Source organism: Achromobacter seleniivolatilans (assembly GCF_030864005.1).
Lineage (GTDB): Bacteria > Pseudomonadota > Gammaproteobacteria > Burkholderiales > Burkholderiaceae_B > Achromobacter > Achromobacter seleniivolatilans.
Genome location: NZ_CP132976.1, coordinates 6,494,507 through 6,518,330, shown reverse-complemented (window position 1 = coordinate 6,518,330; position 23,824 = coordinate 6,494,507). Strand labels below are relative to the sequence as shown.

Here is a 23,824-nt window from a genome sequence, read left to right as displayed (position 1 = left end):
TCTCGCGGCGCGTCAGGTTTTCTTGCCTTCGCCGGCGGACAGGCGAACCAACAGCATCTTGGCCAGGGCCAGCACAATCGTGGTGATCAGGAACAGGATCAGGCCCAGTTCCAGCAACGCCGATTTCTGAATGCCGCCCGCTTCATTGAATTCGTTGGCCAGCGCCGAGGCGATCGAGTTGCCCGGCGAGAACAGCGAGCCCGACCACTTGAAGGCGTTGCCGATCACGAAGGTCACGGCCATGGTTTCGCCCAAGGCGCGTCCCAGGCCCAGCATGATGCCGCCGATGACGCCCGATTTGGTGAAGGGCAGCACCACGCGCCACATCACTTCCCAGGTCGTGCTGCCCAGCCCGTATGCCGATTCCTTCAGCATGGCCGGCACCAGCTCGAACACGTCGCGCATCACGGCTGCGATGAACGGAATGATCATGATGGACAGGATCAGGCCGGCCGTGAAAATGCCGATACCGAACGGCGGCCCCGCAAAAATGCCGCCAATGACAGGCACGCTTCCTAGAGTGGCGATCAGGAAGGGCTGCACGTACTGCTGAAACACTGGCACGAAGACGAACAAGCCCCACATGCCGTAAATGATCGACGGGATGGCGGCCAGCATCTCGACCGCAGTGCCCAGAGGACGGCGCAGCCAGGTCGGGGACAACTCGGTCAGGAAGATGGCAATACCGAACGACACCGGCACAGCGATGATCAGCGCAATGGCCGAGGTCAGCAGTGTCCCGATGATCGGCACCACAGCGCCGTAGTTTTGATTGACGGGGTCCCAATCGTTCAGCCACAGGAACGACAGACCATACTTGGCCAGCGATTCGCGGCTGCCGTAGATCAGGGATACCAGAATCGCCGCCAGCAGAATGAACACCAGGAAGGCGAACAGGCGGGTCAGATTCTTGAACAGCGCATCCATCAGCGCGTTTTTATTTTGCTTCATAGGCGAAGGCGTGCCGGTAGTCACGGAGTCCGCCACGCTGGGCGAAAGCGGCACACTATTATCCATTACCGCGCTCATGGATGGACTTTCCTTAGGAAACCTGGGGGGAAACATCTAGGGTCTTGCGGCGGACCGCCCCTTTTTTCTGCGGACAGAAGATCTGGGGCGGCCGCTAGCTGGGTCAGGCGCTGTGGGAGTCAGCGTTCTTGCTGAGTCTCCCTCGCGCTATCCCCTTCTTACTTCCAGACGGCTTTGCCGTCGGCGGCCTTGACTTCGCCCCAAGCAGCGCGAATTTCTTTGGTGACAGCATCCGGCAGCGGAACGTAGTCCATGCCTTCAGCCGACTTGGCGCCGTTCTTGAACGCCCAGTCAAAGAATTCCAACACAGCCTTGCCCTGAGCCGGCTTGTCTTGCGACTTGTGGATCAGGATGAAGGTGGCGGCGGTGACGGGCCACGAATCGGCGCCCGGCTCGTCGGTCAGGACCACGCCCATGCCCGGCGCGCTCTTCCAGTCGGCGTTGGCAGCAGCAGCAGCAAATGCCTTCTGGTCGGGCTGAACGAACTTGCCTTCCTTGTTCTGCAACTGCGTCCAGGCCAGCTTGTTCTGCTTGGCGTAGGCGTATTCGACGTAACCGATCGAGTTCTTCAGCTGGCCAACGTAGGCGGCGACGCCTTCGTTGCCCTTGCCGCCTTGGCCGGTGGGCCACTTGACGGCCTTGCCTTCACCGACTTGCGACTTCCACTCCGGCGACACCTTGGACAGGTAGTTCGTCCAGCCGAAGGTGGTGCCCGAGCCGTCCGAACGGTGCACGACGATGATGTCGGCCGAGGGCAGCTTCAGATCGGGGTTCAGCGCCTTGATGGCGTTGTCGTCCCACTTCTTGATCGTGCCCAGGAAAATGTCGGCCAGAACCTTGCCCGACAGCTTCAGCTTGCCCGGAGCGATACCGTCGACGTTGACCACGGCAACCGTGCCGCCGATCACAGCCGGGAATTGCAGCAGGCCGTTCTTTTCCAGATCGGCTGCCTTCATCGGATCATCCGAAGCGCCGAAATCGACGGTCTTCGCGATGATTTGCTGCTGGCCGCCGCCCGAACCGATCGACTGGTAGTTGACCGCGGTGTTGGTGGCAGCCTTGTAGTCGGACGCCCACTTGGCGTAGATGGGGTACGGGAACGATGCGCCGGCGCCGGTCACATCGGCGGCCTGGACGGCAAACACGGCGGCGCTCAGCGCGACGCCCAGGGAAACTTGTTTGAAGACACGTTTGAACATCAGGGTTCCTTCTGTGCTCGTTAAAGGAGTCTAGTCAGGCTTTTTCTTGTGCCTGTCTTTCAGCGACCCTCGCATCTTAGAAGGCCAACGTGACAAGATAGTGACAGTCACATACGCTTCATGCGACACCCCGCGCCCCGCTGAAAACACTGCGGCCACCCTGGGTTTCCTGGGTGGCCGCAATATTTTGGGGACGAATCGCTATGTGACAAACCGGCCCGTTAAACCCCCAACTTTTGCATCAAATACTGATGCACGTTGAACGGCTCCCGGCGGCTTTTCACCCGAGCGTAATCTCCATCGGCCTGCTGTTGCCATGCCAATTGGTTATCTCGAAGCGCGTAAGTAAACGCTTCATCAATGACGCGCTTTTTCAGCGTTTTGTCGTAGATGGGGAAGGCGATTTCAACACGGCGGAAGAAATTGCGGTCCATCCAGTCGGCCGAAGACAGGTATACGGTCTCCTGCCCTTCCGCGTAGAAGTAAAAGACCCGTGAATGCTCCAGGAAGCGTCCGACGATAGACCGCACCCGGATGTTCTCGGACAAACCCGGCACGCCCGCTCGCAACGCGCAGACTCCGCGCACGATCAGATCAATCTTGACCCCTGCCTGGCTGGCCTTGTAGAGCTCTTCGATAATCTGCTCTTCCAATAGCGAATTCATCTTGGCCATGATGCGTGAACGCTGGCCGGCCTTGGCCGCGCGGGCCTCAGCGCGGATCAGCGCCACCATCCCGTCGTGCATAGTGAATGGCGACTGCATCAGCGCCTTGAGCGATCGGCGCGCGCCCAAGCCGGTTAGCTGTGCAAACACCTTGTCCATGTCCTCGCACAGCTTCGGGTCTGCTGTCAGCAGGCCAAAGTCGGTATACAGGCGGGCAGTACGGGGGTGGTAGTTGCCGGTGCCCAAGTGGGCGTAGCGGCGCAGCCGGCCTTTTTCACGGCGCAACACGACCGCCATCTTGGCGTGCGTCTTATGCCCCACGACCCCATACACCACATGCGCGCCCACCTCTTCGAGCTTGGACGCCCAATTGATATTGGTCTGCTCGTCAAAGCGCGCCATCAGCTCCACGACGACCGTCACTTCTTTGCCGGCGCGCGCTGCCGCCAGCAAGATTTTCATCAGTTCAGAGTCTTCGCCGGTGCGATAGATCGTCTGTTTGATGGCCATCACGTCGGGATCGAGCGCAGCAGCCGTCAAAAAGTCGATGACAGGCTGGAATGACTGGTAGGGATGGTGCAGCAGGCGGTCCTGCTCGGCCACGGCCTCGAACAATTCGGACGGCTTGGCGGCCACGCGGTCGAACGGAGCCGGTAGCGGCGCGCGGTAGTCGGGAAACAACAGGTCCGGCCGCAAATCCGAATTACACAGCTGCATCAGGCGCGACAGGTTTACCGGCCCGGGGACGCGGTAGGTGTCTTCGGCTTTCAGCGAAAATTCACGCTGCAAGAAGTTCTCCAGCACTACCGGCGTCAGCTTGTCGATTTCCAGCCGCACGGCAGCGCCGAAGTTGCGCTGCGACAACTCACCTTGCAGCGCATGGCGCAGATTGGTGACTTCTTCCTCGTCCACGAACAGATCGCTGTTGCGCGTGACACGCCACTGATAGCAGCCCAGCATCTCCAGCCCCGGGAACAGCTCGCCCACAAAGGCGCGCAATAACGAGGTCAGCAGAATAAAACCTTCCGGATGCCCAGAGAGTTCCGGCGGCATTTTGATCAGGCGCGGCAAGGCGCGAGGCGCCTGCACCACCGCAATCGAGGCCTGGCGCCCAAAGGCGTCGGCGCCCGATAGCGACACAATGAAATTCAGGCTCTTGTTGTAGACACGGGGAAACGGGTGCGCGGGGTCCAGCCCAATGGGGGTCAGGAGCGGCATGACATCGCGGTTGAAGACATCCCGCGCCCACTCTTGCTGCTCGGCGTTCCACTCGGACGCGTGATGCAGGGTGATGCCTTCGGCGTGCATGGCCGGCAGGATGTCGTCGTTCAGCAGGTTGTATTGCCGCGCCACCAGGGCGTGAACGGCCTGCTGGACGTTTTCAAACGCCTGGTCCGGCGTCATGCCATCAGGGCCAACCAGATTGGGCGATTGCAACTGCTGCTCTTTCAGGCTGGAGATCCGAATTTCAAAAAACTCGTCCAGATTCGAACTGACGATACACACGTAGCGCAGCCGTTCCAGCAACGGTGTCTGGGGATTCTCCGCCATTGCCAACACACGTTCGTTGAATTTGAGCAGCGACAACTCGCGATTCATGAGCAAGGGCTCGCCTGGCGGGCGTGTGGGCATACCGAATTCCATACGTAAGGGGAGCGTGGAGTTTTACTGCAAAAAGGTGACGGTTCTATGACACGGCCTAAAACCATAGCGTACGCCAAAATCGGGACGTATAGCGTTGGTCATATATCCCTGCAAGCCACTGTTTCGTAAGCGAAAACCCCTAGCAAAGAGCGCTGTCACATGGGGTCTCTATAATCAGGCCACCTTTCAGCCAATATTACGAGCCGCATGGATCAACTTCTGGCCGCGGTGGACCTCGGGTCCAACAGCTTCCGCCTCTCCATCGGACGCATCGTTCAACAGGACGGTACGCCCCAGATCTATCAGATCGACCGCCTCAAGGAAACCGTCCGGCTAGCCGCCGGTCTGGATGCCGAGAAACGGCTTGGCGACGATGCCATCGAACGCGCTATCGCCGTTTTGGAACGTTTTGGCGACCGTCTGCGCAGCTTTCACCCCAACCGCGTCCGCGCGGTTGCCACCAATACGTTCCGGGTCGCACGCAATACCCGGGACTTTCTGCCCCGGGCCGAAGCCGCTTTGGGCTTTCCCATCGAAGTGATTGCCGGCCGCGAAGAGGCCCGCCTGATCTTCTCCGGAGTGGTCCATACCCTGCCTCCGTCGCCCAACAAGCGGTTGGTGATCGACATCGGCGGCGGGTCCACCGAAGTCATCATCGGCAAAGGCCACGAACCCGGTCTGATGTCGTCGCTGTACATGGGCTGCGTCAGTTACAGCCGCCAGTTCTTCTCGGATGGCGTGGTCGACGCGCACCAGATGAAGCAGGCCGAACTGGCCGCGCGCCGCGAAATTGAAGTGATCGCCAAGCAGTACCGCAAGACGGGCTGGAAAGAAGTCTACGGCTCATCCGGCACCGCCAAGGCGCTGTTCGCCATCCTGACCGAATGCCGGTTTTCTGACCGCGGCATCACCCGCGCCGGTCTGGCCAAACTGAAAGACCGCATCGTGCGTTCCGGCCGGGTCATTCCGTCTGAATTGCCCGGTATCAAGGTCGAGCGCTCAGATGTGCTCCCCGGCGGCCTGGCCATCATGAGTGCGCTATTCGACGAACTCGGCATCGACGTCATGCACACCGGCGACGGCGCGTTGCGCCTGGGCGTGCTCTATGACCTGCTTGGCCGCGACGACGAACACGACAAGCGCGATGAATCGGTGCGCCAGTTCATGAAGCGCTACCACGTGGACCCCAATCAGGCGCGCCGCGTACACCACGCAGCCTTGACCCTGTTCGACGCCATGTTCCCCGAAGGCCCGGAACGCGCCGAACTTCGTCCCGCGCTGGGCTGGGCGGCTGATCTGCACGAGGTGGGCCTGTCGATAGCGCATAACGCGTATCACAAGCACACGGCCTATGTGCTGGAAAACGCGGACATGCCCGGCTTTTCACGCGCAGACCAGCAACTGCTCGCGCTGCTGGCGCTGGGGCATCAGGGCAAACTGACCAAACTGGAACCGCTGATCCGCACCCGCCCGCAATGGAAGGCAATTCTCAGCCTGCGGCTGGCCGTGCTGCTGTTCCGCCGACGCGGCGAAATCGAACCGCTGCCGCTGACGGCGTCGGTGCGCGACAACTCCATTGTGGTGCGCGTCAATCGCGAATGGCTGGCCCAGCACCCCTTGAGCGACTTCACGCTGCGCGCGGAAGAAGCCGAATGGAACAAGGTCGGGTTTTCGTTCGAGCTGCTCGAGTTCTAACGAACGTTCTGACGAAAAAACGGGCGATAGCGGCAACGCTATCGCCCGTTTTCAATCCGGCAGAAAGTTCAAAACGGCGACAGATCCGTCTCGCGATGAAGCCGCTTGAGCTCCATGCGCAAGGGCCTGGTGGCCCGCCGTATCATTCTGATCTTCATACGGCGGAACAAGCGGCGCATGATGATCAGCGCTGGCCGTTTACGGCCGCAGGTTGATCCAGACCGAAGTGACGGCGATAGCGCTCGTCCATGTGGTCCATCCTTAGCAACACAGGAAAGTCCGCCGCATTGAAGTCGGGGTCCCAAGCCGGTTCACCACAGACCGTGGCGCCCAGCTTCAGATAACCCTTGATCAGCGGCGGCACCCGCGCCGGCAAGGTGCTGGCAAGCTTTTCCACCGGGTAGCGATGCAGCGGCGTGACATGCGGCTGACCATCCTGCGGCAACTGCTTGGAAATCGTGCGCCACACTTCGGCGGCGGTGACCCCGTCGTCGCGCAAGCTGACGCTAGCGCAGCCCAGCACATAGTCGTAGCCGCCTCGGCGCAGGTATTCGGCCAGCCCGGACCACAGCAACATAATGACAGCGCCGTTGCGGTAATCGGTGTGGGTGCATGAGCGCCCGACTTCGACCAGGTTATCGCGGATCGAACCCAGGCCTGATAGATCAAATTCGGACTGTGAGTAGTATCCGCCCGCCTCCCGCGCCTTTTCCGGCGTCAGTATCCGATACGTGCCGACCACACGGCCGGTATCGATCTCACGGACCATAAGGTGCTCACAGAATGGATCGAAGCGGTCTTGTTCAATACCGTCCTGGGCGTCGGGAAACACCGCGCCCATATCTTCCGTGAAGACGTCGTAGCGCAGACGCTGAATCTGCTCGATTTCTTCACCTGTGCGCGCCAGGCCGACCGCCAGCACCTTGGGCGCAGCACCCGTCCAGGGTTCTGTGGGATTACGGCTTGGATTAATGCGTGCTAGTTCCAGCATTGCGCGAAGCTCCTAGAGAGTCCAGCCAGTGTGGACGCCCTGTATGTCAAAGACTTGACCAATATGTTACGTGACTATGAAGTTTAGATCGGCGCAGATACCCCATTTTGCGCAAATATGGACAAAACTTTACAAATGAATACGGCCCATTTACGTACAAAAGCCACGCACCGCAGGGCGGTGAGTGGCTTTCAATAGAATGCGCGACCGGCAATTTACGCCAAACTGGCGGCAAGCTTCTCGGCGCAGGACACGGCAAGGGTTTCATCTTCCGCTTCGACCATCAGCCGCAGCTTTGGTTCGGTTCCCGACGCACGGATCAAAATACGCCCGCGTCCGTCCAACTCGGCCTCTACGGCTTTGCGCGCCGCGGTCAGGCCCGGATGGGTTTTCCAATCTTGGCCAGGCGTCAGCGGCACGTTGATCATCTTCTGCGGATACATCCGCAGATCGCTCACCCAATCCGCCAGCGATACCGAATTGCGGCGCAGCGCCGTCAGGACTTGCAAGGCAGCCACGATGCCGTCACCGGTCGAATGGCAATCCAGGCACAGCAAGTGGCCTGAGCTTTCGCCACCATACAGCCAGCCCCGCGCCTGCATCTGCTCAAGCACATACCGGTCGCCGACGTTGGCGCGTTCGAAACCCACGCCCAAGCGCTGCATTTCACGCTCAAAGCCAAAGTTGGTCATCAACGTGCCGACCACGCCGTCCACCTTGCCGCGCTGCATGCGCTCGCGGACGATGGCATACATGAGTTCGTCGCCGTTATAGATGCGGCCTTCGTCGTCCACCATCTGCAAGCGATCAGCGTCGCCATCCAGCGCAATACCGATCTGGGCGCCGCGGGCCTTTACTTCCTTGGCCAGCAACTCGGGATGCAAGGCGCCCACGCCCTTGTTGATATTGAATCCATCCGGGTGCACGCCGATGGCGTGGACTTCGGCGCCCAACTCGCGGAACACGTGCGGCGCGATGTTGTAGGCCGCGCCGTGCGCGGCATCCACCACAATCGACATGCCGTTCAGGTCCAGATCGTTGGGGAACGTGCTCTTGCAGAATTCAATATAGCGGCCCTGCGCGTCGCTCATCCGGCGAGCTCGGCCCAAGCCTTCGGAACTGACGCAGCCCAAAGGCTCGTCCAGCGCGGCCTCAATCGCGGCCTCGGTCTCGTCGGGCAACTTCATGCCTTGCGCCGAGAAAAACTTGATGCCGTTGTCTTGATAGGGGTTGTGGGAGGCGCTGATGACGATGCCCGCCACCAATCGCAATGCGCGGGTCAGGTACGCCACGGCCGGAGTCGGGATGGGGCCAGCCAGCACCACATCAATCCCTGCGGCCGACAAACCGGCTTCCAGGGCGGATTCCAGCATGTAGCCCGAAATGCGGGTGTCCTTGCCAATCACGACCTGCGGGCGGCTGCCGCCGCGTCCGGCATGTTCGCGCGCCAGCACGCGGCCAGCGGCATAACCCAGGCGCAGCGCGAATTCGGCGTTGATCACCGGACCGCCAACTTCACCACGCACTCCATCGGTACCAAAATACTTGCGTCGAATCATGAACTGATCGCTCCTTGTTCAGCCGCTTGCCATACCTTAAGGGCATCTACCGTAGCGGCGACATCGTGCACACGCACGATAGAAGCGCCACGCGCCACACAAGCAAGGGCAGCGGCAATGCTGCCAGACAACCTGTCACCGACCGGCCGGCCTGTGGCCTGGCCAATCATATTTTTGCGGGACAAGCCGATCAGCAATGGGTAACCGGTACTGCGCAGGCTGCTCAGCCGGCGCAACAATTGAAAATTCTGATCTGCCGTCTTGCCGAACCCAAAACCCGGGTCCAACACGATACGGCGGGGATCTATCCAGGCCGCGCGCAGCTTCTGCGCCCGCGCCCCTAAAAACAGTCCGATTTCACCAATCAGATCCGTATATTCGGGCGGTTCGGCCTGCATCGTAAGCGGCTCGCCCTTCATATGCATCACGCACAATCCGCAGCGCGATTGCGACACCGCTTCAACGGCGCCAGGCTGCCGGAAACCATAGATGTCGTTGATCATGTCCGCACCCGCGTCGAGCACGGCGCGCATGACTTCCGGTTTGAAGGTGTCGATGGACAAAGGCACGCCGCAATCGCGCAAGGCTTCGATCACTGGCAGCAACCGGGCAAGTTCATCCGGCCCAGGCACAGGGGTTGCCCCTGGCCGCGTGGACTCACCGCCCAGATCCAGGATCTGAGCGCCCTCTGCGATCAACTGGCGCGCATGCGCCACCGCGGAATCCGTATCGTCATGCTGGCCGCCGTCCGAAAAAGAATCGGGCGTGACATTGACGATACCCATGACAAGCGGGCGCTCGAGATCAAACTCGAAGCGCCCGCAAAGAAAGTTATTTGCCATAACTCAGGACAAAAAACCTCAAACAGCTGCTGCCGTGCTACCCCCAGCCGCCAGGCCGGTGGAAGGCGGCGTGTCGGTGGAATCCGACGGGCCTTGAGGCGTTTTCGGGGGACGCGGAGGACGGCCCTCGACGATGTCGTTGATCTGGTCTGCGTCAATGGTTTCCCATTCCAGCAGCGCCGCGGTCATCACTTCGACCTTTTCACGGTTCTCTTCCAGGATCTTGCGCGCAACACCGTACTGCTCGTCGATGATGCGGCGGATCTCGGTGTCCACCTTTTGCATGGTGGCTTCGGACATGTGAGTCGTCTTGGTGACGCTGCGGCCCAGGAATACTTCGCCTTCGTTCTCGGCGTAGACCATCGGGCCCAGTTCGTCGGTCATGCCGTAACGCGTGACGATGTCGCGAGCGATGGCGGTGGCGCGTTCGAAGTCATTCGAGGCGCCCGTCGTCATCTGGTCCATGAACAGTTCTTCAGCGATACGTCCGCCAAACAGCACAGCGATGGTGGACAGCAAACGGCCCTTATCCATGCTGTAGCGATCGGTTTCCGGCAACTGCATGGTCACACCCAGCGCACGGCCGCGCGGAATGATGGTGACTTTGTGGACCGGATCGGTCTTCGGCAACAGACGCGCAACGATCGCATGGCCGGATTCGTGATACGCGGTGTTCTTGCGTTCATCTTCAGGCATCACGATCGAGCGGCGCTCGGCGCCCATGATGATCTTGTCCTTGGCCTTTTCAAAGTCAGACATATCCACCGTGCGGCCATTACGGCGGGCGGCAAACAGTGCGGCTTCGTTAACCAGGTTGGCCAGATCGGCACCCGAGAAACCCGGGCAACCGCGCGCCAGGATGGTCGCGTCGACGTTAGGCGACAGCGGAACCTTGCGCATGTGGACTTTCAGAATCTGCTCGCGGCCACGGATATCGGGCAGCGGCACCACGACTTGACGGTCGAAACGGCCGGGACGCAGCAGAGCCGGGTCCAGCACGTCGGGACGGTTGGTTGCGGCGATCACGATGACGCCCTGGCCGGATTCAAAACCGTCCATTTCAACCAGCATCTGGTTCAGGGTCTGTTCGCGTTCGTCGTTGCCGCCACCCAGGCCGGCGCCGCGCTGACGGCCCACCGCATCGATTTCGTCGATGAAGATGATGCAAGGCGCATGCTTCTTGGCGTTTTCGAACATGTCGCGGACACGGGCAGCGCCCACGCCGACAAACATTTCAACGAAGTCCGAACCGGAAATGCTGAAGAACGGAACCTTGGCTTCGCCAGCAATGGCCTTGGCCAGCAGGGTCTTACCGGTACCCGGCGAGCCCACCATCAGCACGCCACGCGGAATACGGCCGCCCAGCTTTTGAAACTTGCTGGGATCGCGAAGAAAATCGACCAGTTCCTGAACGTCTTCCTTGGCTTCGTCGCAACCGGCGACGTCAGCAAAGGTGATCTGGTTGGTGTTTTCGTCGAGCATGCGGGCACGCGACTTGCCGAAGCTGAACGCCCCGCCTTTGCCACCGCCCTGCATCTGTCGCATGAAGAATACCCAGACGCCGATCAACAGCAGCATGGGGAACCACGACACGAAGATGCTCATCAGCAACGATTGCTCTTCACGCGGCTTGCCCGACACCTGCACGCCATACTTCAGCAGATCGGAGACCATCCAGAGGTCGCCCGGGGATGTCAGCGTGTAGGCGCGGCCCGCGTCGGGGGTGACGTACAGCACGTCGCCCTGAACGTCGACCTTGCGGATACGTCCTGCCTTGGCGTCGTCCATGAACTGCGTGTAAGTCACGCCGTCCTGGGTCTGAGCGCGTCCGTCGAACTGTTTGAAGACAGTAAATAGCACGAGTGCTATCACCATCCAGACAGCGACTTTCGAAAATGAATTATTCAAGGTCGATCTCCTGCTTTCGATTCCGACCCGCGACTGCGCACCCGCGTATTGCACAGTCACAAGTATGTCAATAGCCCATTCTACCCTGTCGGACCCAATTGCGTCCTGGGATCCCTGGGGCCCGTGTATTTACGTCTTATTCGTCACTATTTGGTCGTTGTCTCGGCAAGCAGGTGAGTGGCTTCAGGGGTCCAAGGCAACATGCCCCGGCCCGGATTATTTCAGATCGCGGGCAACCAGAAAGGTTTCGGAGGATTTCGCCCTCGACGCCTTCGGCTTGCGCTCTACCACCCGTTTGAAGTGCTGCTTGAAGCTCTGCACGATTTGCGAAAAACCGCTGCCGTGAAAAGCTTTGACGATCAGCACGCCATCCGGCTTCAGATGAGCGCGGGAAAACTCCATCGCCAACTCGCACACATGCTGGATGCGCGCAGCGTCGGCAAGGCCCACGCCTGACAAGTTGGGGGCCATGTCTGAAATAACAAGGTCCACGGCGCGAGATCCGACCATGTCTTCCAATTGTTTCAGAATTTCATCGTCGCGAAAGTCGCCCTGGATGAATTCCACGCCCGCAACGGGTTCCATGGGAAGCAGATCCAGCGCAATAATACGTCCGTCCACCGTGCCGCCTGGCCCCGCCAGGCGCTCACGCGCCACTTGGGACCAACTGCCGGGCGCCGAACCCAGGTCAATGACCAGGTCGCCCCGGTACATCAGCTTTTCGGTGTCCAGGATCTCGATCAGTTTGAAAGCGGCGCGGGCTCGGTAGCCCTTCTGTTGCGCCAGCTTCACATAGGGATCATTGATGTGCTGGTGAATCCAGTCTTTAGAGAATTTATTCTTGGCCATTACCGTACAATTCCACGCATGCCTATATTAGAACTTACCTCTCGTGAGCGCAGCGACCTTCGGTCCGCCGCCCACCCCCTGCGCCCCGTCGTCCTGATTGGCGACAATGGCCTGACCGAAGCCGTGCTCAAGGAAATTGACTTGGCACTGTCTTCGCACGGCCTCATCAAGGTACGCGCTGGCGGCGACGACCGCGAGGCCCGCGACACCATGTTGTCGACGATTTGCGACACTCTGTCTTGCGCCCCCGTGCATCACCTGGGCAAGACCCTGATTCTGTTCCGCCCGCTGGCCGGCAATGTAAAGCCCGCCGCACTGGCATCCAAGGAACCCGAGGCCCCCGCCAAACGCCGCAGCTCCGAGCCGTATACGCCGAAGAAGCTGGCCGCCGAAGGCAAGACCTTGTCCAAGCGTCCGCGCCGTAGCGAAACCGAAGAGCCCAAGCCGGCAAAAACCCGCTATGTGCCCCAGGACGAGCTGAACAAAAACGGCAAGCCCATGCGTCCTAGCAACAAGCGCACCGCCTCTGGCAGCCACGGCATTCCCCGCCGCGCTGGTAGCGCGATGAGCCTGCGTGCCGGAGCACGTAGCGGCACGAGCCGCAAGTCGTCGAAAAAGTAAGGCCGGGCACAAAAACGGGCGCTTTACGCGCCCGGTCCACCATAGCTATCCGCAAAGTACCGCGAATTCAAACGAACACAGGTTCGGGCTATGGTGTTTTGACAGTGTACCGTTTAAGCGGCTGCGTTAGATGTAACGCACGCCCAGAACTTCATATTCGCGCACGCCAGCCGGGGCCTTGACCTCGACAACGTCGCCTTCGCTCTTGCCTATCAGTGCGCGCGCCACAGGGCTCGACACCGAAATCATGTTCGCCTTGATATCGGCTTCTACGTCGCCGACGATCTGGTACGTCACGCGGTCACCGGAATCCAGGTCTTCGATATCAACCGTGGCGCCGAACACAGCGCGGCCTTCGGCTTCCAGCGAGCTGGGGTCGATCAGGTGGGCGTTGGAAAGCGTGCCTTCAAGTTCGGCAATGCGGCCTTCGATAAAACCTTGGCGCTCGCGAGCAGCGTCATACTCGGCATTTTCCGACAGATCACCCTGCGCGCGCGCCTCAGCGATGGCGTTAATCACGGCAGGACGTTCCACGGTTTTCAGCCGCTGGAGCTCTTCTTGCAAGCGCTCGGCCCCGCGCACGGTCAAAGGAATGGCAGACATGTCGTTTCCCAAACAAAAGTAGAAAAACGCTCCCGATGGAGCGTTCTCGGTGAAGGTCGTACACCAAGCGCGCGCATACCGTCTTGACTGCAAAAGCAGGACGAGCGGCGCGGACGACCAAAACAAAACCCCGGCTCGGGTCGGAACCGGGGCAATCAAGGTCATATTGTGGTCAAAGTCCACGGGAATTGCAAGCCACCGGAGAAAACGTGCTTTTCGGCGCATTTCGCTGCTGTAACCCGCTAAAACCTGCGATTTCTTTAATAAATCTCAACACGCGACTAGTTGCGGCCTGCGGTGCATGGGCCAGCACGCGCACCGCCAATCAAGGTCGTTGCATAAAAGATACTAGTGGGTAGTTTTGAATTCCAAATGATGGTTTTACAAAAAAAACGCCTGGAAGAAATCAATAAGAACGGTATAACAAACAAACGGCAGCATTAATAACAATTACATACAAACCAGCTGTAACCGGCGCTTCTCTTTGACTCAGGTGCGGGCATCGCGGCAATTGCAAGACCGATTGCCGCGATATCGATTGATTGTGCGTGTAAGCAAGTCAGACGGGCGCATCGCGGTCATCCGGCACGACGCTCGTCCCTCTATTGCGCCATAACCGGCAATCCCGGTTTTTCCGCGATGGATCGCCTTCAAAAACGAGGAGCTCTCATGCTGGAAAGAATAAAAATTCGTACGGGCATGTTATTGGTGCTTGCCTGCTTTGTGATCGCTCTGGCCTTTGCCTGCGGATTAAGCTGGCAAAACGCGGCAGTCAGCGTGACCGAGTTTGAAGATTTGAATACGGTCGCGGTTCAACAGGTTGACCCGCTGCACGAGTCCAGCGCCGCCCTGCTCCGAACCCGTCTGGCGCTGGACGCTGGCATTGCCGCCGTCCAGTCAGGCGCTCCGGACCAGGCATCGGCGGCGGAGCAAGAAGCCGCCAGCCAGCTGAAACTGGCCCGCGAACGCTTCGCCTATTACATGACCGTACCCAAAAGCGAGCGCGGCCAGGCATTGGCGAACACGCTGCAAACCCGTTTCACTGAATACACCGCGCTGCTGGACACGCTTGCCACCGCCGTCAAAGAACGCTCGCTGGCGAAATACCAGCAAGATGCGGGGCGCGCGCGCATCATGGATGCGACGTACGTCCGGGACATGCAGGCATTTCTGGCGCGCGTCCAAGAACGCAGCGACAGCGTGCTGGCCGCTGCGCAAAGCACGTATTCGACGGCACGCATTTCGTCGATCTCGCTGCTGACTGTCGCCCTGCTGTTGACGGTGTTGTGCTGGACCTTCATCCGCCGCGGCGTGTTGCTGCCCTTGCAGGAAGCGGGCAGGCATTTTGACCGCATTGCCGCCGGAGACCTGACCAACCGGATCGAAACTCGCAGCAATAATGAAATCGGCACCCTGTTTGCGTCGCTAAAGCGTATGCAGGAGGGGCTGACCCGAACCATTTCCACTGTGCGCAACGGCGTCGAGGAAATCAACCTGGGCGCGGCCGAGATCGCGGCGGGCAACGCCGACCTGTCTACCCGCACCGAGGAGCAGGCGGCGGCGCTGGAAGAAACGGCAGCGACCATGGAGGAACTGGCCGCCACCGTTAAACAAAATGCCGAGAATGCTGCCCAGGCGAATCAGCTGGCCGCCGTCAGCATGGAGGTCGCGCAACGCGGCGGCCACAACGTCGGCCAGGTCGTGACCACGATGCAAGGCATCTCGGACAGTTCCCGCCGTATCGCGGACATTGTGTCGGTGATTGATGGCATCGCCTTTCAGACCAACATCCTGGCGCTGAACGCCGCCGTGGAAGCCGCGCGCGCCGGAGAACAGGGCAAGGGTTTTGCCGTGGTGGCCGGGGAAGTCCGGTCGCTCGCGCAACGCGCCGCCCAGGCCGCCAAAGAGATCAAGACGCTGATCGAGGCCTCGGTGGACACGGTCAAGGCCGGCTCGGCGCAAGTATCTGCCGCTGGCCAGACCATGCAGGAGATCGTGGCGTCCGTGCAGCGTGTGACGGACATCATGGGCGAAATCTCGGCCGCATCGACCCAGCAGGCCAGCGGCATTGACCAGGTCAGCCTGGCAGTCTCACAGATGGATGAAGTGACCCAGCAGAACGCTGCGCTGGTCGAAGAGGCATCGGCCGCAGCCTCCGCGATGGAGGAACAGGCGCGGCGCCTGTCAGAGGCCACCGCCGTGTTCAAAACGCAGTCGGGACAGGTGATTGAGGCCGTGCCAGCCCAGCTATCACGAGCCAAACCGGCAACCCGTTTGTCCCGCACCTGATGCACGGGCCGCTGCGCGCGGGCTTGCACGCCCGCGCGCCTGATCACATTAGTGACCGGATACCGGACCCGTTGCGGGCTTGCGGCGGCGCAAGATCGCGTACAGGATGATGGCGCCGAAGGTGGCGGTACCAATGCCGCCCAACATGAAGTCACCCAGCTTGATGGTGAAATCGCCCGCCCCCAACACCAGCGTGACCGCAGCCACTATCAGGTTGCGGTTGTCGCTGAAGTCCACTTGGTTGACCACCCAGATCCGGGCGCCGGCGATGGCGATCAGCCCGAACACCACGACTGACATACCGCCCAGCACAGGGCCAGGGATGGTCTGGATCAGCGCGCCGAACTTGGGCGAGAAACCCAGCACAATGGCGATCAGCGCGGCCACGACAAACACCAGCGTCGAATAGATACGCGTAACCGCCATCACCCCGATGTTCTCGGCATAGGTGGTGACGCCCGTGCCGCCCACGGCGCCCGAGACCATGGTGGCCACGCCGTCGCCAACAAAGGCGCGGCCCAAATAGCGGTCCAGATCCTGGCCGGTCATGGCGCTGACGGCTTTCACGTGGCCCAGGTTCTCGGCCACCAGAATAATGGCGACCGGCACAATCAACCCCATGGCCTCGGCCTTGAAGACCGGCGCCGCAAAATGCGGCAGGCCGATCCAGGCGGCTGCGGCCACGCCGGAGAAGTCGATGGGCTTGCCCAGACCCATGCCATTGGCAAGAATGGCGTACACCACGCAAGCCAGAATCAGTCCGACCAGGATCAGCAGGCGCTGCACCATGCCCTTGGTATAGACCGCGATACCGCCAACGCAGACGATCGTGACCAGCGCCATGACGCTGTCAAAAACCGACGAGCCCATCGCGCCTTTAGCGGCAATCGGCGCCAGATTCAGGCCGATCACGGCCACGACCGCGCCCGTCACCACAGGCGGCATCAGCGCATCGATCCAATTGGCGCCGCCGCCGGCACGCGCATTGACGATCCAGACAATGACGCCGATCAGCGTATACGCAAGGCCGCAGGCGATGATGGCCCCAAGCGCCACGCCGATATTGGCGTTGGCGCCGCCGCCTGCATAACCGGTGACCGCAATTACCCCGCCGATAAAGGCAAAGCTGGACCCCAGATAACTGGGCACCCGGCCGCCGACGAACAGAAAGAAAATCAGGGTGCCGATACCCGACATCAAGATGGCGACGTTGGGGTCAAAGCCCATCAGCAAAGGGGCCAGCACGGTCGAACCGAACATCGCCACCACGTGTTGGGCGCCCATGGCGACGTTCTTGGGCCAGGACAGCCGTTCATCGGGCGCAATGATGACGCCGGGCTCGGCGTCATCCGCCAGGCGCCAGCGCGGAAAATAGGAATTGGACATGGATTCCCCGGGGAAGGTATTGGGTATGAGCGGGCGCCAGTGTAAATGGGGCCGCGAACGGGCGGCAACGTTTAAGTTTCCAGTCAAACTTGCCGTATTAGAGAAAACCCGAAAGCCCACCAAGGAAGCAGGAGCAATCATGGCCATCAATTCCATCAGCGGCACGTCCCGGATTGGCAGCCTTGCCGATTTGTGGGCAGAAAGAATCCAGGCAAACAAGGAAGCCAAGGCGGCGACCAACGAAAGCTCCACCACGGTAACTGCCGACGGAAAAATCCGGGTCAACAACGCGGGCAGTATGAAAGTCGGTGGCGCCCAGGCGGCGGAAAGCACAGACAACGAAGACGAATTCACCCGCCTGATCAAAGAGTTGCAGAAGCAGTTGAAGCGCGTCATGGACCAGATTGCCAAGCTCCAAGCCAGCGGAATGCCGCCTGAAATCAAGGCGCAGCAATTGAAGGCGCTCAATGCCCAGGCCATGCAGATTCAAGGGCAGATCGCCCAAGTCATGGCCCAGCAGGCCAAGGCCGCCGCACAAGGCGGCGGCACCGTGTCCGCCACGGCGTAAAGCGCCCAACCGGGCGTCGGCTCACGACGCCCGCACTGATGATGCGCATCAAAATTTCTGATTGGACGCATAGCAGATCAGCCCTTACTGTCTCCGAACAAATCTAAAACTACGGAGACAAACCATGTATGCAATGCGCACAGCCCTTGCAGGGGCGTTGCTGGCCGTTTGCGCGGCCCCGGCTCTTGCCGGCACCGTCACGGTGATTACGTCGTTCCCCAAGGACCTGACCCAGGCCTACAAGACCGCCTTCGAAAAAGCCAACCCGGGCATCACGCTGGAAGTCCTGAACAAGAACACGGTCTCTGGCATTGCCTATGTGCGCGAGACGCCCGCCGGCCAGCGGCCTGAAGTGTTCTGGGCCAGCGCGCCGGACGCCTTTGAAGTGCTGGGCCGCGACAAGCTGCTGGCCAAGTCATCCGATGTAGCAAACAAGGACGTGCCGGACAAAATCGGCAATTACCCCATCAATGACCCGGGCGGCATGTACCTGGGCCAAGCATTGGCCGGGTATGGCATTGTCTACAACACCCGCTATATCGCAGCGCACAAGATACCCGCCCCGGTGGAGTGGAAGGATTTGCTCGCACCGCAATGGTTCGGCCACGTGGGCATCACGTCGCCTTCCCGTTCGGGCACCATGCACCTGACGGTAGAGACCATTCTGCAAGGCGAAGGCTGGGATGACGGCTGGCGCACTCTGCTGCGCATGTCGGGCAACAGCAGCGCCGTGACAGAGCGCTCGTTCGGCGTACCGGACGGCGTGAACAATGGCCAGTTTGGCGCGGGCCCGGTCATCGACTTCTTTGGTCTGTCCAGCAAGTATTCCAAGTTTCCGGTGGAATTCGTCTACCCCTCTGAAACCGCTATCGTGCCGGCGAACATTGCGTTGATCGAGGGCGCGAAAAATACCGAGGAAGGCAAGAAGTTCATTGCTTTCACGCTGAGCCAGGCCGGCCAGGAGTTACTGCTGGAACCGAAAATATCGCGTCTGCCCGTGCTGCCCTACACGGCGCTGGCCGGCAAGATTCCGCCGGGCTATCCCGATCCGGCTGAAATCGCAAAGCGCAGCAAGGTGCAATTCAACGCCGACCTGTCGCAGAGCCGTTACTACGTTGTGCAATCGCTGTACGACCAGACGGTGACGTTTCGCCTGAAGGAACTGCAAGCCGCCACCAAGGCCATCTACGACGCCGAGGCCAAGCTGGGTGAAAAGGCCAAGAGCGGCAAGCCCGCCGAATTGCTGGACCAGGCGCGCAAGCTGACCTGGGCGCCGCTGGTCGATGGCAAGAAGGCTGCTGACCCGGCCTTCCTGGCGATCTTTGCCGGCAATAAGAAGGATGCCGCAGTCAATCAGCAGATCACTCAGCTGGAAGGCGAGTGGAACGGCCGCGCCAAGGCGAACTACGAAGAAGCTGTAAAGCTGGCTAAACAGGCGGCGGCGCTGTAAGGCGCAACGCGGCTGCGTTTGTGGCTGCGTTTGTGGCTGCGTTTGCGGCCGCGCTCGATTCGCGCAGCAACGGAGCGGCGGCGTCCGCCACCCCGTTGCTGCGGTTATCCCCTGGCAACGATTTTGGGAAACTCGATGAATTCTTCGGGCCATTCACGCCTGCCCGCCGGCCCCGTATTGACGGCGCTGCTGGTATTCGGCTTTCTACTGCTTTTTCTGGCCGTGCCTGTGGGCACGGTGTTCTATAGCGCCTTCGTGAATGCCGACGGCAGTTTCACGATCGGGCACTTTGGCGCGTTCTTCAATCAGCCACTGATGAAGGAAGCCTTCTTCAACAGCCTGTATGTTGCGGGCTGGTCTGCATTGCTGGCTTCTTTGATCGCCGTGCCGCTGGCGTATTTCACGGTGCGCTTTGATTTTCGCGGTGCGCTGCTGATCCAGACGCTGGGCGTGCTGCCGCTGATCATGCCGCCGTTTGTTGGCGCAGTCGCGATGCAGCTGATCTTTGGCCGCTCGGGTAGCGTCAACCTGATTCTGAACGATTGGTTCGGCTTCACGATTCCTTTCATGGAAGGGCTGAACGGCGTCATTTTTGTTGAGTCGCTGCATTACTTCCCGTTCATTCTGATGAACCTGGTTGTCGCCCTGCGCAATATCGATGGCGCTATGGAAGAAGCGGCCTTCAACTTGGGTTCCCGCGGCTTCCGGCTGTTTCGCCGCGTGATTTTCCCGCTGGCGTTGCCGGGTTATGTGGCGGGAACATCGTTGGTGTTCGTGAAGGTCTTTGATGATCTGGGCACGCCCCTGGTGCTGGGCACGACCAACATGCTGGCGCCGCAAGCCTACCTGCGCATCACGCAAGTGGGCCTGGAAGATCCGTTGGGATATGTCATCAGCGTGATCATGATCGCGTTTTCTATCCTGGCGCTCTGGCTGTCGGCCCGCGTGCTCAAGGGCCGCGATTACTCCACGCTGCAAAAAGGCGGCAACTCCATCCAGAAGCGCAAACTGCGGCCGATGGAAAGCGTGCTGGCTTACGGCTGGATCATCCTGGTTCTGCTGCTGGTGCTGTCGCCGCACATGGGGGTGCTGCTGCTGTCGCTTGCCAGCGTCTGGAGTTTTGCGCCCTTGCCCGACGGCTATACGCTTGCGCATTATTCCGCGGTGTTTTCCGAGTCGCAGGGCATGATCGCCAACACATTGCTCTACTGCGGTCTGGCGGCCGGGGTGGACGTGATTCTGGGTACCGCCATCGCCTACCTGATGCTGCGCACTCGCCTGCCCGCTCGCCAGTGGCTGGATTTCATGGCGTCGGCGGCGTTGGCTATCCCCGGGATCGTGCTGGCCATTGGCTTTCTGCGCACCTTTCGCGGCATCGAACTGCCGGGCACGGGCACGCTGCTGACCTCGTCTTGGATCATCATCATGATCGCGTATTCGGTGCGGCGGCTGCCCTACGCCTTGCGTTCTTGCGTGGCGTCTTTGCAGCAGATCAACGTATCACTGGAAGAGGCCGCGCAATCGCTGGGCGCCACCCGCATGAGCACGATACGCCGCGTGGTGGTGCCACTGATGGCGGGCGGCATGCTGGCCGGGTTTGTCACCAGTTTCGTGACGGCGGCCGTGGAGTTGTCGGCCACCATCATGCTGGTCACGAAAGACAGCCAGGCGCCCATGAGCTATGGCATCTATCTGTATATGCAAAGCGCGGCCGGCCGGGGCCCCGGCGCCGCGCTGGGCGTGCTGGCGGTGGCCGCCGTGGCCATCGGCACGTATGTATCGCACCTGCTGGTAGAGCGCGCCCAAGTGCGCCAGCGTCCGGCACGCAATGAGGAGACAGCATGAAAAAGGTCAGTGTGGAATGCCGCAATATCCGGCTGTCTTATGGCAAGACAGAGGTGCTGAAGGATGTGAACATCAGCATCGAACCTGGTGAATTCTTCGCCCTGCTGGGGCCTTCGGGCTCCGGCAAGTCCACCTTGTTGCGCCTGATCGCCGGGTTCAATCGCCATAGCGCCGGACAGTTGCTGGTGGATGGCAAGGACATCAGCGGCACCCCGCCCTGGGACCGCAACATCGGCATGGTGTTTCAGAACTATGCGCTATGGCCGCACATGACGGTGTGGGACAACGTGGCGTTCGGACTGGTCGAACGCAAGCTGCCCAAACAAGAAATTCGCGACAAGGTCGAAGCGGCGCTGGAGCTTGTAGGTTTGTCCCAATACGGCAAACGCCGCCCCAATCAGTTGTCGGGCGGTCAGCAGCAGCGCGTGGCGCTGGCCCGCACGATCGTCATTGAGCCGCAGGTGCTGCTGCTGGACGAACCGCTGTCGAACCTGGACAAGAAGCTGCGCGTGCAAATGCGCCAGGACCTGCTCAGTCTGCAACGGCGGCTGGGCATCACCACCATTTTCGTCACCCACGACCAGGAAGAGGCCATGACCACTGCCGACCGCATGGCCGTGCTGGACCATGGCGTGGTGCAACAGATCGGCGCGCCCACCACCTTGTTCGACTACCCGTTAAACCGCTTTGTCGCCAACTTCGTCGGCACGATGAATGTGCTGGAAGGCAATGTGCGCGAGCGCACCAGCGGCAGCGTGGTGCTGGCGGTGGAAGGCGTGGGCGACCTGCACCTGCCCCTGACCACCGAAGCGCCGGCGGCGGCCCGGCTGGCGGCCAGCTTCCGGCCGCATACCGTGCAGATCGAGATGGCCGATGGCTTGGGCGATGCGCGCTATGTGTGGCTGCCGGGCATTGTGGAAAGCAGCGAGTTCCTGGGTGAGTTCACGCGCTACCAGGTGCTGGTCGGTGAACAGCGCCTGACGGCCGACCAATCCCATTTGGCCGGCTTGTCGCCATTTCCGGCTGGCGCGCCGGTATCCATCGGACTGGAACCGACTCAAGTGCGGCTGCTCGCGGCCTAAACTTGCGACCATGGAAATCTATCAGATCCGCGCCTTCGTCACGGTTGCCCGGCTGGGCAATCTGACCAAGGCGGCTGAAGCGCTGTCGCTGACGCAGCCTGCCGTCACTGCCCAGATCAAGGCGTTGGAGCAAAGCCTGGGCGTAGCGCTGTTCGAACGTAGCGGAGGGCGGCTGGCCTTGGCCAAGGCGGGCGAGGTGCTTTTGCCGACCGCCGAATCGCTGCTGGTGCTGGGCGCGCAGTTCAAATCCGAGGCCCAGCAGTTGCAAGGCAGCCTGCACGGCGTCGTTGAATTGGGCGTACCCAGTGAAAAACCCGATTTTCTGCGCCTGGGCGAACTGGCGTCTGCTGTCACACAGCGGCTGCCACTGGTGGAACTGAAAACCCAGACGCTGCCCGCTGCCACCTTGGCGGAACTGGTCAGCACCGGCCGCTTGCCGGCAGCCCTGACCCTTGCTGCCAACCCGCCGCGCGGGGTGCTGTGGCAACCCTTGCGCAGCGTGCGCTATCGCATCGCCATGCCCAAGGAACACGCCGCCGTCCTCAAGCGCGGCGGGTGGCGCGAAGTGGCGCAATTGCCGTGGCTGGACGGACCATCTGGCAGCCATACCCACCTGCTCTTGCGCGACATGTTCGAACGCCACGGCCTGTCGCCGCGCGTTGTCATGCAAAACGACGACCAAGCCAATCTGGATGCACTGGTGCGCGCTGGCGCGGGCTGCGCGCTGCTACGTGAAGAAACGGCTTTGGCTGGCGCAGCCAGAAACGACTTCATCGTCTGGGGCCAGGCGCGCGTCGACGCCATGTTAGGCTTCATCCTGCCTTATGAGCGCGCTAGCGAGCCAACGTTGGTCGCGTTAAGCTCGATCATTCAAATCATCTGGAAGCCGCGCACCGCAATCGCGCCGGCCCAGCTCTAAGCCTTATTGCGCATCACAACTGTATGACTGAAATCTGGTTCATCCGCCACGGCGAAACCGACTGGAACCGCCAGCGGCGCCTGCAAGGCTGGCAAGACATTCCCCTGAACGAATTCGGCATCAACCAGGCCAGCCTGCTGGCCGCACGCCTGCGCGAAGAAGCCCGCCACACGCCGATCGACGCCATTTACAGCAGCGATCTGCAACGTGCCCACGCCACGGCCGTGCCCGTTTCCGAACAGCTTGGCCTGCGAGTGCGCGTGGAACCCGGCATCCGCGAACGCGGTTTTGGCGTGCTGGAAGGGCTGGACCATGAACGTATCGACGAGCTTGCGCCCGAAGCCGCCGCAGCCTGGAAAAGCCGCGATCCGCTCAGGCCGCTGGATGGCGGCGAAACGCTGGGGCAGTTTCAGTCCCGCGTGATTTCCACGGTGGACGATATCGCCAGCCGCCATGACGGCGAACGCATCCTGCTGTTCACACACGGGGGCGTGCTGGACATCATCTGGCGCCATGCCTCTGGCGTGCCGCTGAACGCGCCGCGCGATGCCGCGCTGCTCAATGTCAGTATCAATCGCGTCGGCGTGGAAGGCCGCAAGTGGCAGGTGCTGGACTGGGGCGACGTGGGCCACGTGGCCGACGAAGTGGGCGACGACGTAGTGCCGTAACGGCAGGCCGGT

Annotated in this window: 19 protein-coding genes; 9 read left to right on the top strand and 10 right to left on the bottom strand. The window is 60.9% G+C overall.

Annotated elements, in window-relative coordinates:
- Window positions 1–12: 12 nt before the first annotated feature.
- The 3 genes from pstC to ppk1 all read right to left on the bottom strand — a co-directional run bounded on the left by pstC (window position 13) and on the right by ppk1 (window position 4,525).
- Entirely contained in the window at window positions 13–1,029 is a 1,017-nt protein-coding gene (gene pstC / locus RAS12_RS29495) for a phosphate ABC transporter permease subunit PstC (RefSeq protein WP_306944027.1), read from the bottom strand.
- A 158-nt stretch (window positions 1,030–1,187) separates the two neighbouring features.
- Window positions 1,188–2,228: a phosphate ABC transporter substrate-binding protein PstS gene (gene pstS, locus RAS12_RS29490; RefSeq protein WP_306944026.1), complete on the bottom strand. Its 1,041-nt coding sequence runs from the start codon at window positions 2,226–2,228 to the stop codon at window positions 1,188–1,190.
- A gap of 221 nt (window positions 2,229–2,449) precedes the next feature.
- The gene (gene ppk1 / locus RAS12_RS29485) at window positions 2,450–4,525 is read right to left on the bottom strand and encodes a polyphosphate kinase 1 (protein WP_306944025.1); all 2,076 of its coding nucleotides are present in this window, start codon (window positions 4,523–4,525) and stop codon (window positions 2,450–2,452) included.
- 219 nt (window positions 4,526–4,744) lie between these two features.
- Between ppk1 and ppx the strand changes: the two genes are divergently transcribed.
- Window positions 4,745–6,232 (top strand): exopolyphosphatase, encoded by a 1,488-nt coding sequence (ppx, locus tag RAS12_RS29480; RefSeq protein WP_306944024.1) that lies wholly within the window; start codon window positions 4,745–4,747, stop codon window positions 6,230–6,232.
- A 184-nt stretch (window positions 6,233–6,416) separates the two neighbouring features.
- On the opposite strand, the gene RAS12_RS29475 is transcribed toward ppx, so the two are convergent.
- The 5 genes from RAS12_RS29475 to RAS12_RS29455 all read right to left on the bottom strand — a co-directional run bounded on the left by RAS12_RS29475 (window position 6,417) and on the right by RAS12_RS29455 (window position 12,381).
- Window positions 6,417–7,223: a GNAT family N-acetyltransferase gene (locus tag RAS12_RS29475; protein ID WP_306944023.1), complete on the bottom strand. Its 807-nt coding sequence runs from the start codon at window positions 7,221–7,223 to the stop codon at window positions 6,417–6,419.
- A 215-nt stretch (window positions 7,224–7,438) separates the two neighbouring features.
- Entirely contained in the window at window positions 7,439–8,782 is a 1,344-nt protein-coding gene (gene glmM / locus RAS12_RS29470; RefSeq protein ID WP_306944022.1) for a phosphoglucosamine mutase, read from the bottom strand.
- Complete coding sequence (folP, locus tag RAS12_RS29465; RefSeq protein ID WP_306944021.1) at window positions 8,779–9,624, bottom strand: dihydropteroate synthase; 846 nt, start codon at window positions 9,622–9,624, stop codon at window positions 8,779–8,781. The genes glmM and folP overlap by 4 nt, the downstream gene beginning before the upstream one ends.
- Window positions 9,625–9,642: 18 nt before the next feature.
- The gene (ftsH, locus tag RAS12_RS29460) at window positions 9,643–11,532 is read right to left on the bottom strand and encodes an ATP-dependent zinc metalloprotease FtsH (protein ID WP_306944020.1); all 1,890 of its coding nucleotides are present in this window, start codon (window positions 11,530–11,532) and stop codon (window positions 9,643–9,645) included.
- Window positions 11,533–11,748: 216 nt separating this feature from the next.
- Entirely contained in the window at window positions 11,749–12,381 is a 633-nt protein-coding gene (locus RAS12_RS29455) for an RlmE family RNA methyltransferase (protein WP_306944019.1), read from the bottom strand.
- Between the two features lie 18 nt (window positions 12,382–12,399).
- Between RAS12_RS29455 and RAS12_RS29450 the strand changes: the two genes are divergently transcribed.
- Window positions 12,400–13,002, top strand: coding sequence for a YhbY family RNA-binding protein (locus RAS12_RS29450; protein WP_306944018.1), 603 nt, complete (start codon window positions 12,400–12,402; stop codon window positions 13,000–13,002).
- Between the two features lie 126 nt (window positions 13,003–13,128).
- On the opposite strand, the gene greA is transcribed toward RAS12_RS29450, so the two are convergent.
- A complete protein-coding gene (gene greA, locus RAS12_RS29445) occupies window positions 13,129–13,605 on the bottom strand; it encodes a transcription elongation factor GreA (protein ID WP_306944017.1) in 477 nt (158 codons plus the stop codon).
- A 669-nt stretch (window positions 13,606–14,274) separates the two neighbouring features.
- Here greA and RAS12_RS29440 point away from each other — a divergent pair.
- Window positions 14,275–15,894 (top strand): methyl-accepting chemotaxis protein, encoded by a 1,620-nt coding sequence (locus tag RAS12_RS29440; RefSeq protein ID WP_306944016.1) that lies wholly within the window; start codon window positions 14,275–14,277, stop codon window positions 15,892–15,894.
- Between the two features lie 48 nt (window positions 15,895–15,942).
- Here the strand turns inward: RAS12_RS29440 and RAS12_RS29435 are convergent, their stop codons facing one another.
- The gene (locus RAS12_RS29435; protein WP_306944015.1) at window positions 15,943–17,280 is read right to left on the bottom strand and encodes a solute carrier family 23 protein; all 1,338 of its coding nucleotides are present in this window, start codon (window positions 17,278–17,280) and stop codon (window positions 15,943–15,945) included.
- Between the two features lie 139 nt (window positions 17,281–17,419).
- Here RAS12_RS29435 and RAS12_RS29430 point away from each other — a divergent pair, with 139 nt between their 5' ends.
- The 6 genes from RAS12_RS29430 to RAS12_RS29405 all read left to right on the top strand — a co-directional run bounded on the left by RAS12_RS29430 (window position 17,420) and on the right by RAS12_RS29405 (window position 23,812).
- Window positions 17,420–17,848, top strand: coding sequence for a FlxA-like family protein (locus RAS12_RS29430; RefSeq protein WP_306944014.1), 429 nt, complete (start codon window positions 17,420–17,422; stop codon window positions 17,846–17,848).
- A gap of 124 nt (window positions 17,849–17,972) precedes the next feature.
- Window positions 17,973–19,298 carry an ABC transporter substrate-binding protein gene (locus RAS12_RS29425; protein WP_306944013.1) on the top strand — a complete coding sequence of 442 codons (1,326 nt, stop codon included), beginning with the start codon at window positions 17,973–17,975 and terminating at the stop codon, window positions 19,296–19,298.
- Between the two features lie 135 nt (window positions 19,299–19,433).
- The gene (locus tag RAS12_RS29420) at window positions 19,434–21,143 is read left to right on the top strand and encodes an ABC transporter permease (protein WP_306944012.1); all 1,710 of its coding nucleotides are present in this window, start codon (window positions 19,434–19,436) and stop codon (window positions 21,141–21,143) included.
- Window positions 21,140–22,225 carry an ABC transporter ATP-binding protein gene (locus RAS12_RS29415; RefSeq protein ID WP_306944011.1) on the top strand — a complete coding sequence of 362 codons (1,086 nt, stop codon included), beginning with the start codon at window positions 21,140–21,142 and terminating at the stop codon, window positions 22,223–22,225. Before RAS12_RS29420 ends, RAS12_RS29415 begins: the two co-directional genes overlap by 4 nt.
- A 10-nt stretch (window positions 22,226–22,235) precedes the next feature.
- On the top strand, window positions 22,236–23,144 hold the full coding sequence (locus tag RAS12_RS29410; protein WP_306944010.1) for a LysR family transcriptional regulator: 909 nt from the start codon (window positions 22,236–22,238) through the stop codon (window positions 23,142–23,144).
- A gap of 23 nt (window positions 23,145–23,167) precedes the next feature.
- Entirely contained in the window at window positions 23,168–23,812 is a 645-nt protein-coding gene (locus RAS12_RS29405) for a histidine phosphatase family protein (protein WP_306944009.1), read from the top strand.
- The last annotated feature ends 12 nt before the right edge of the window (window positions 23,813–23,824 follow it).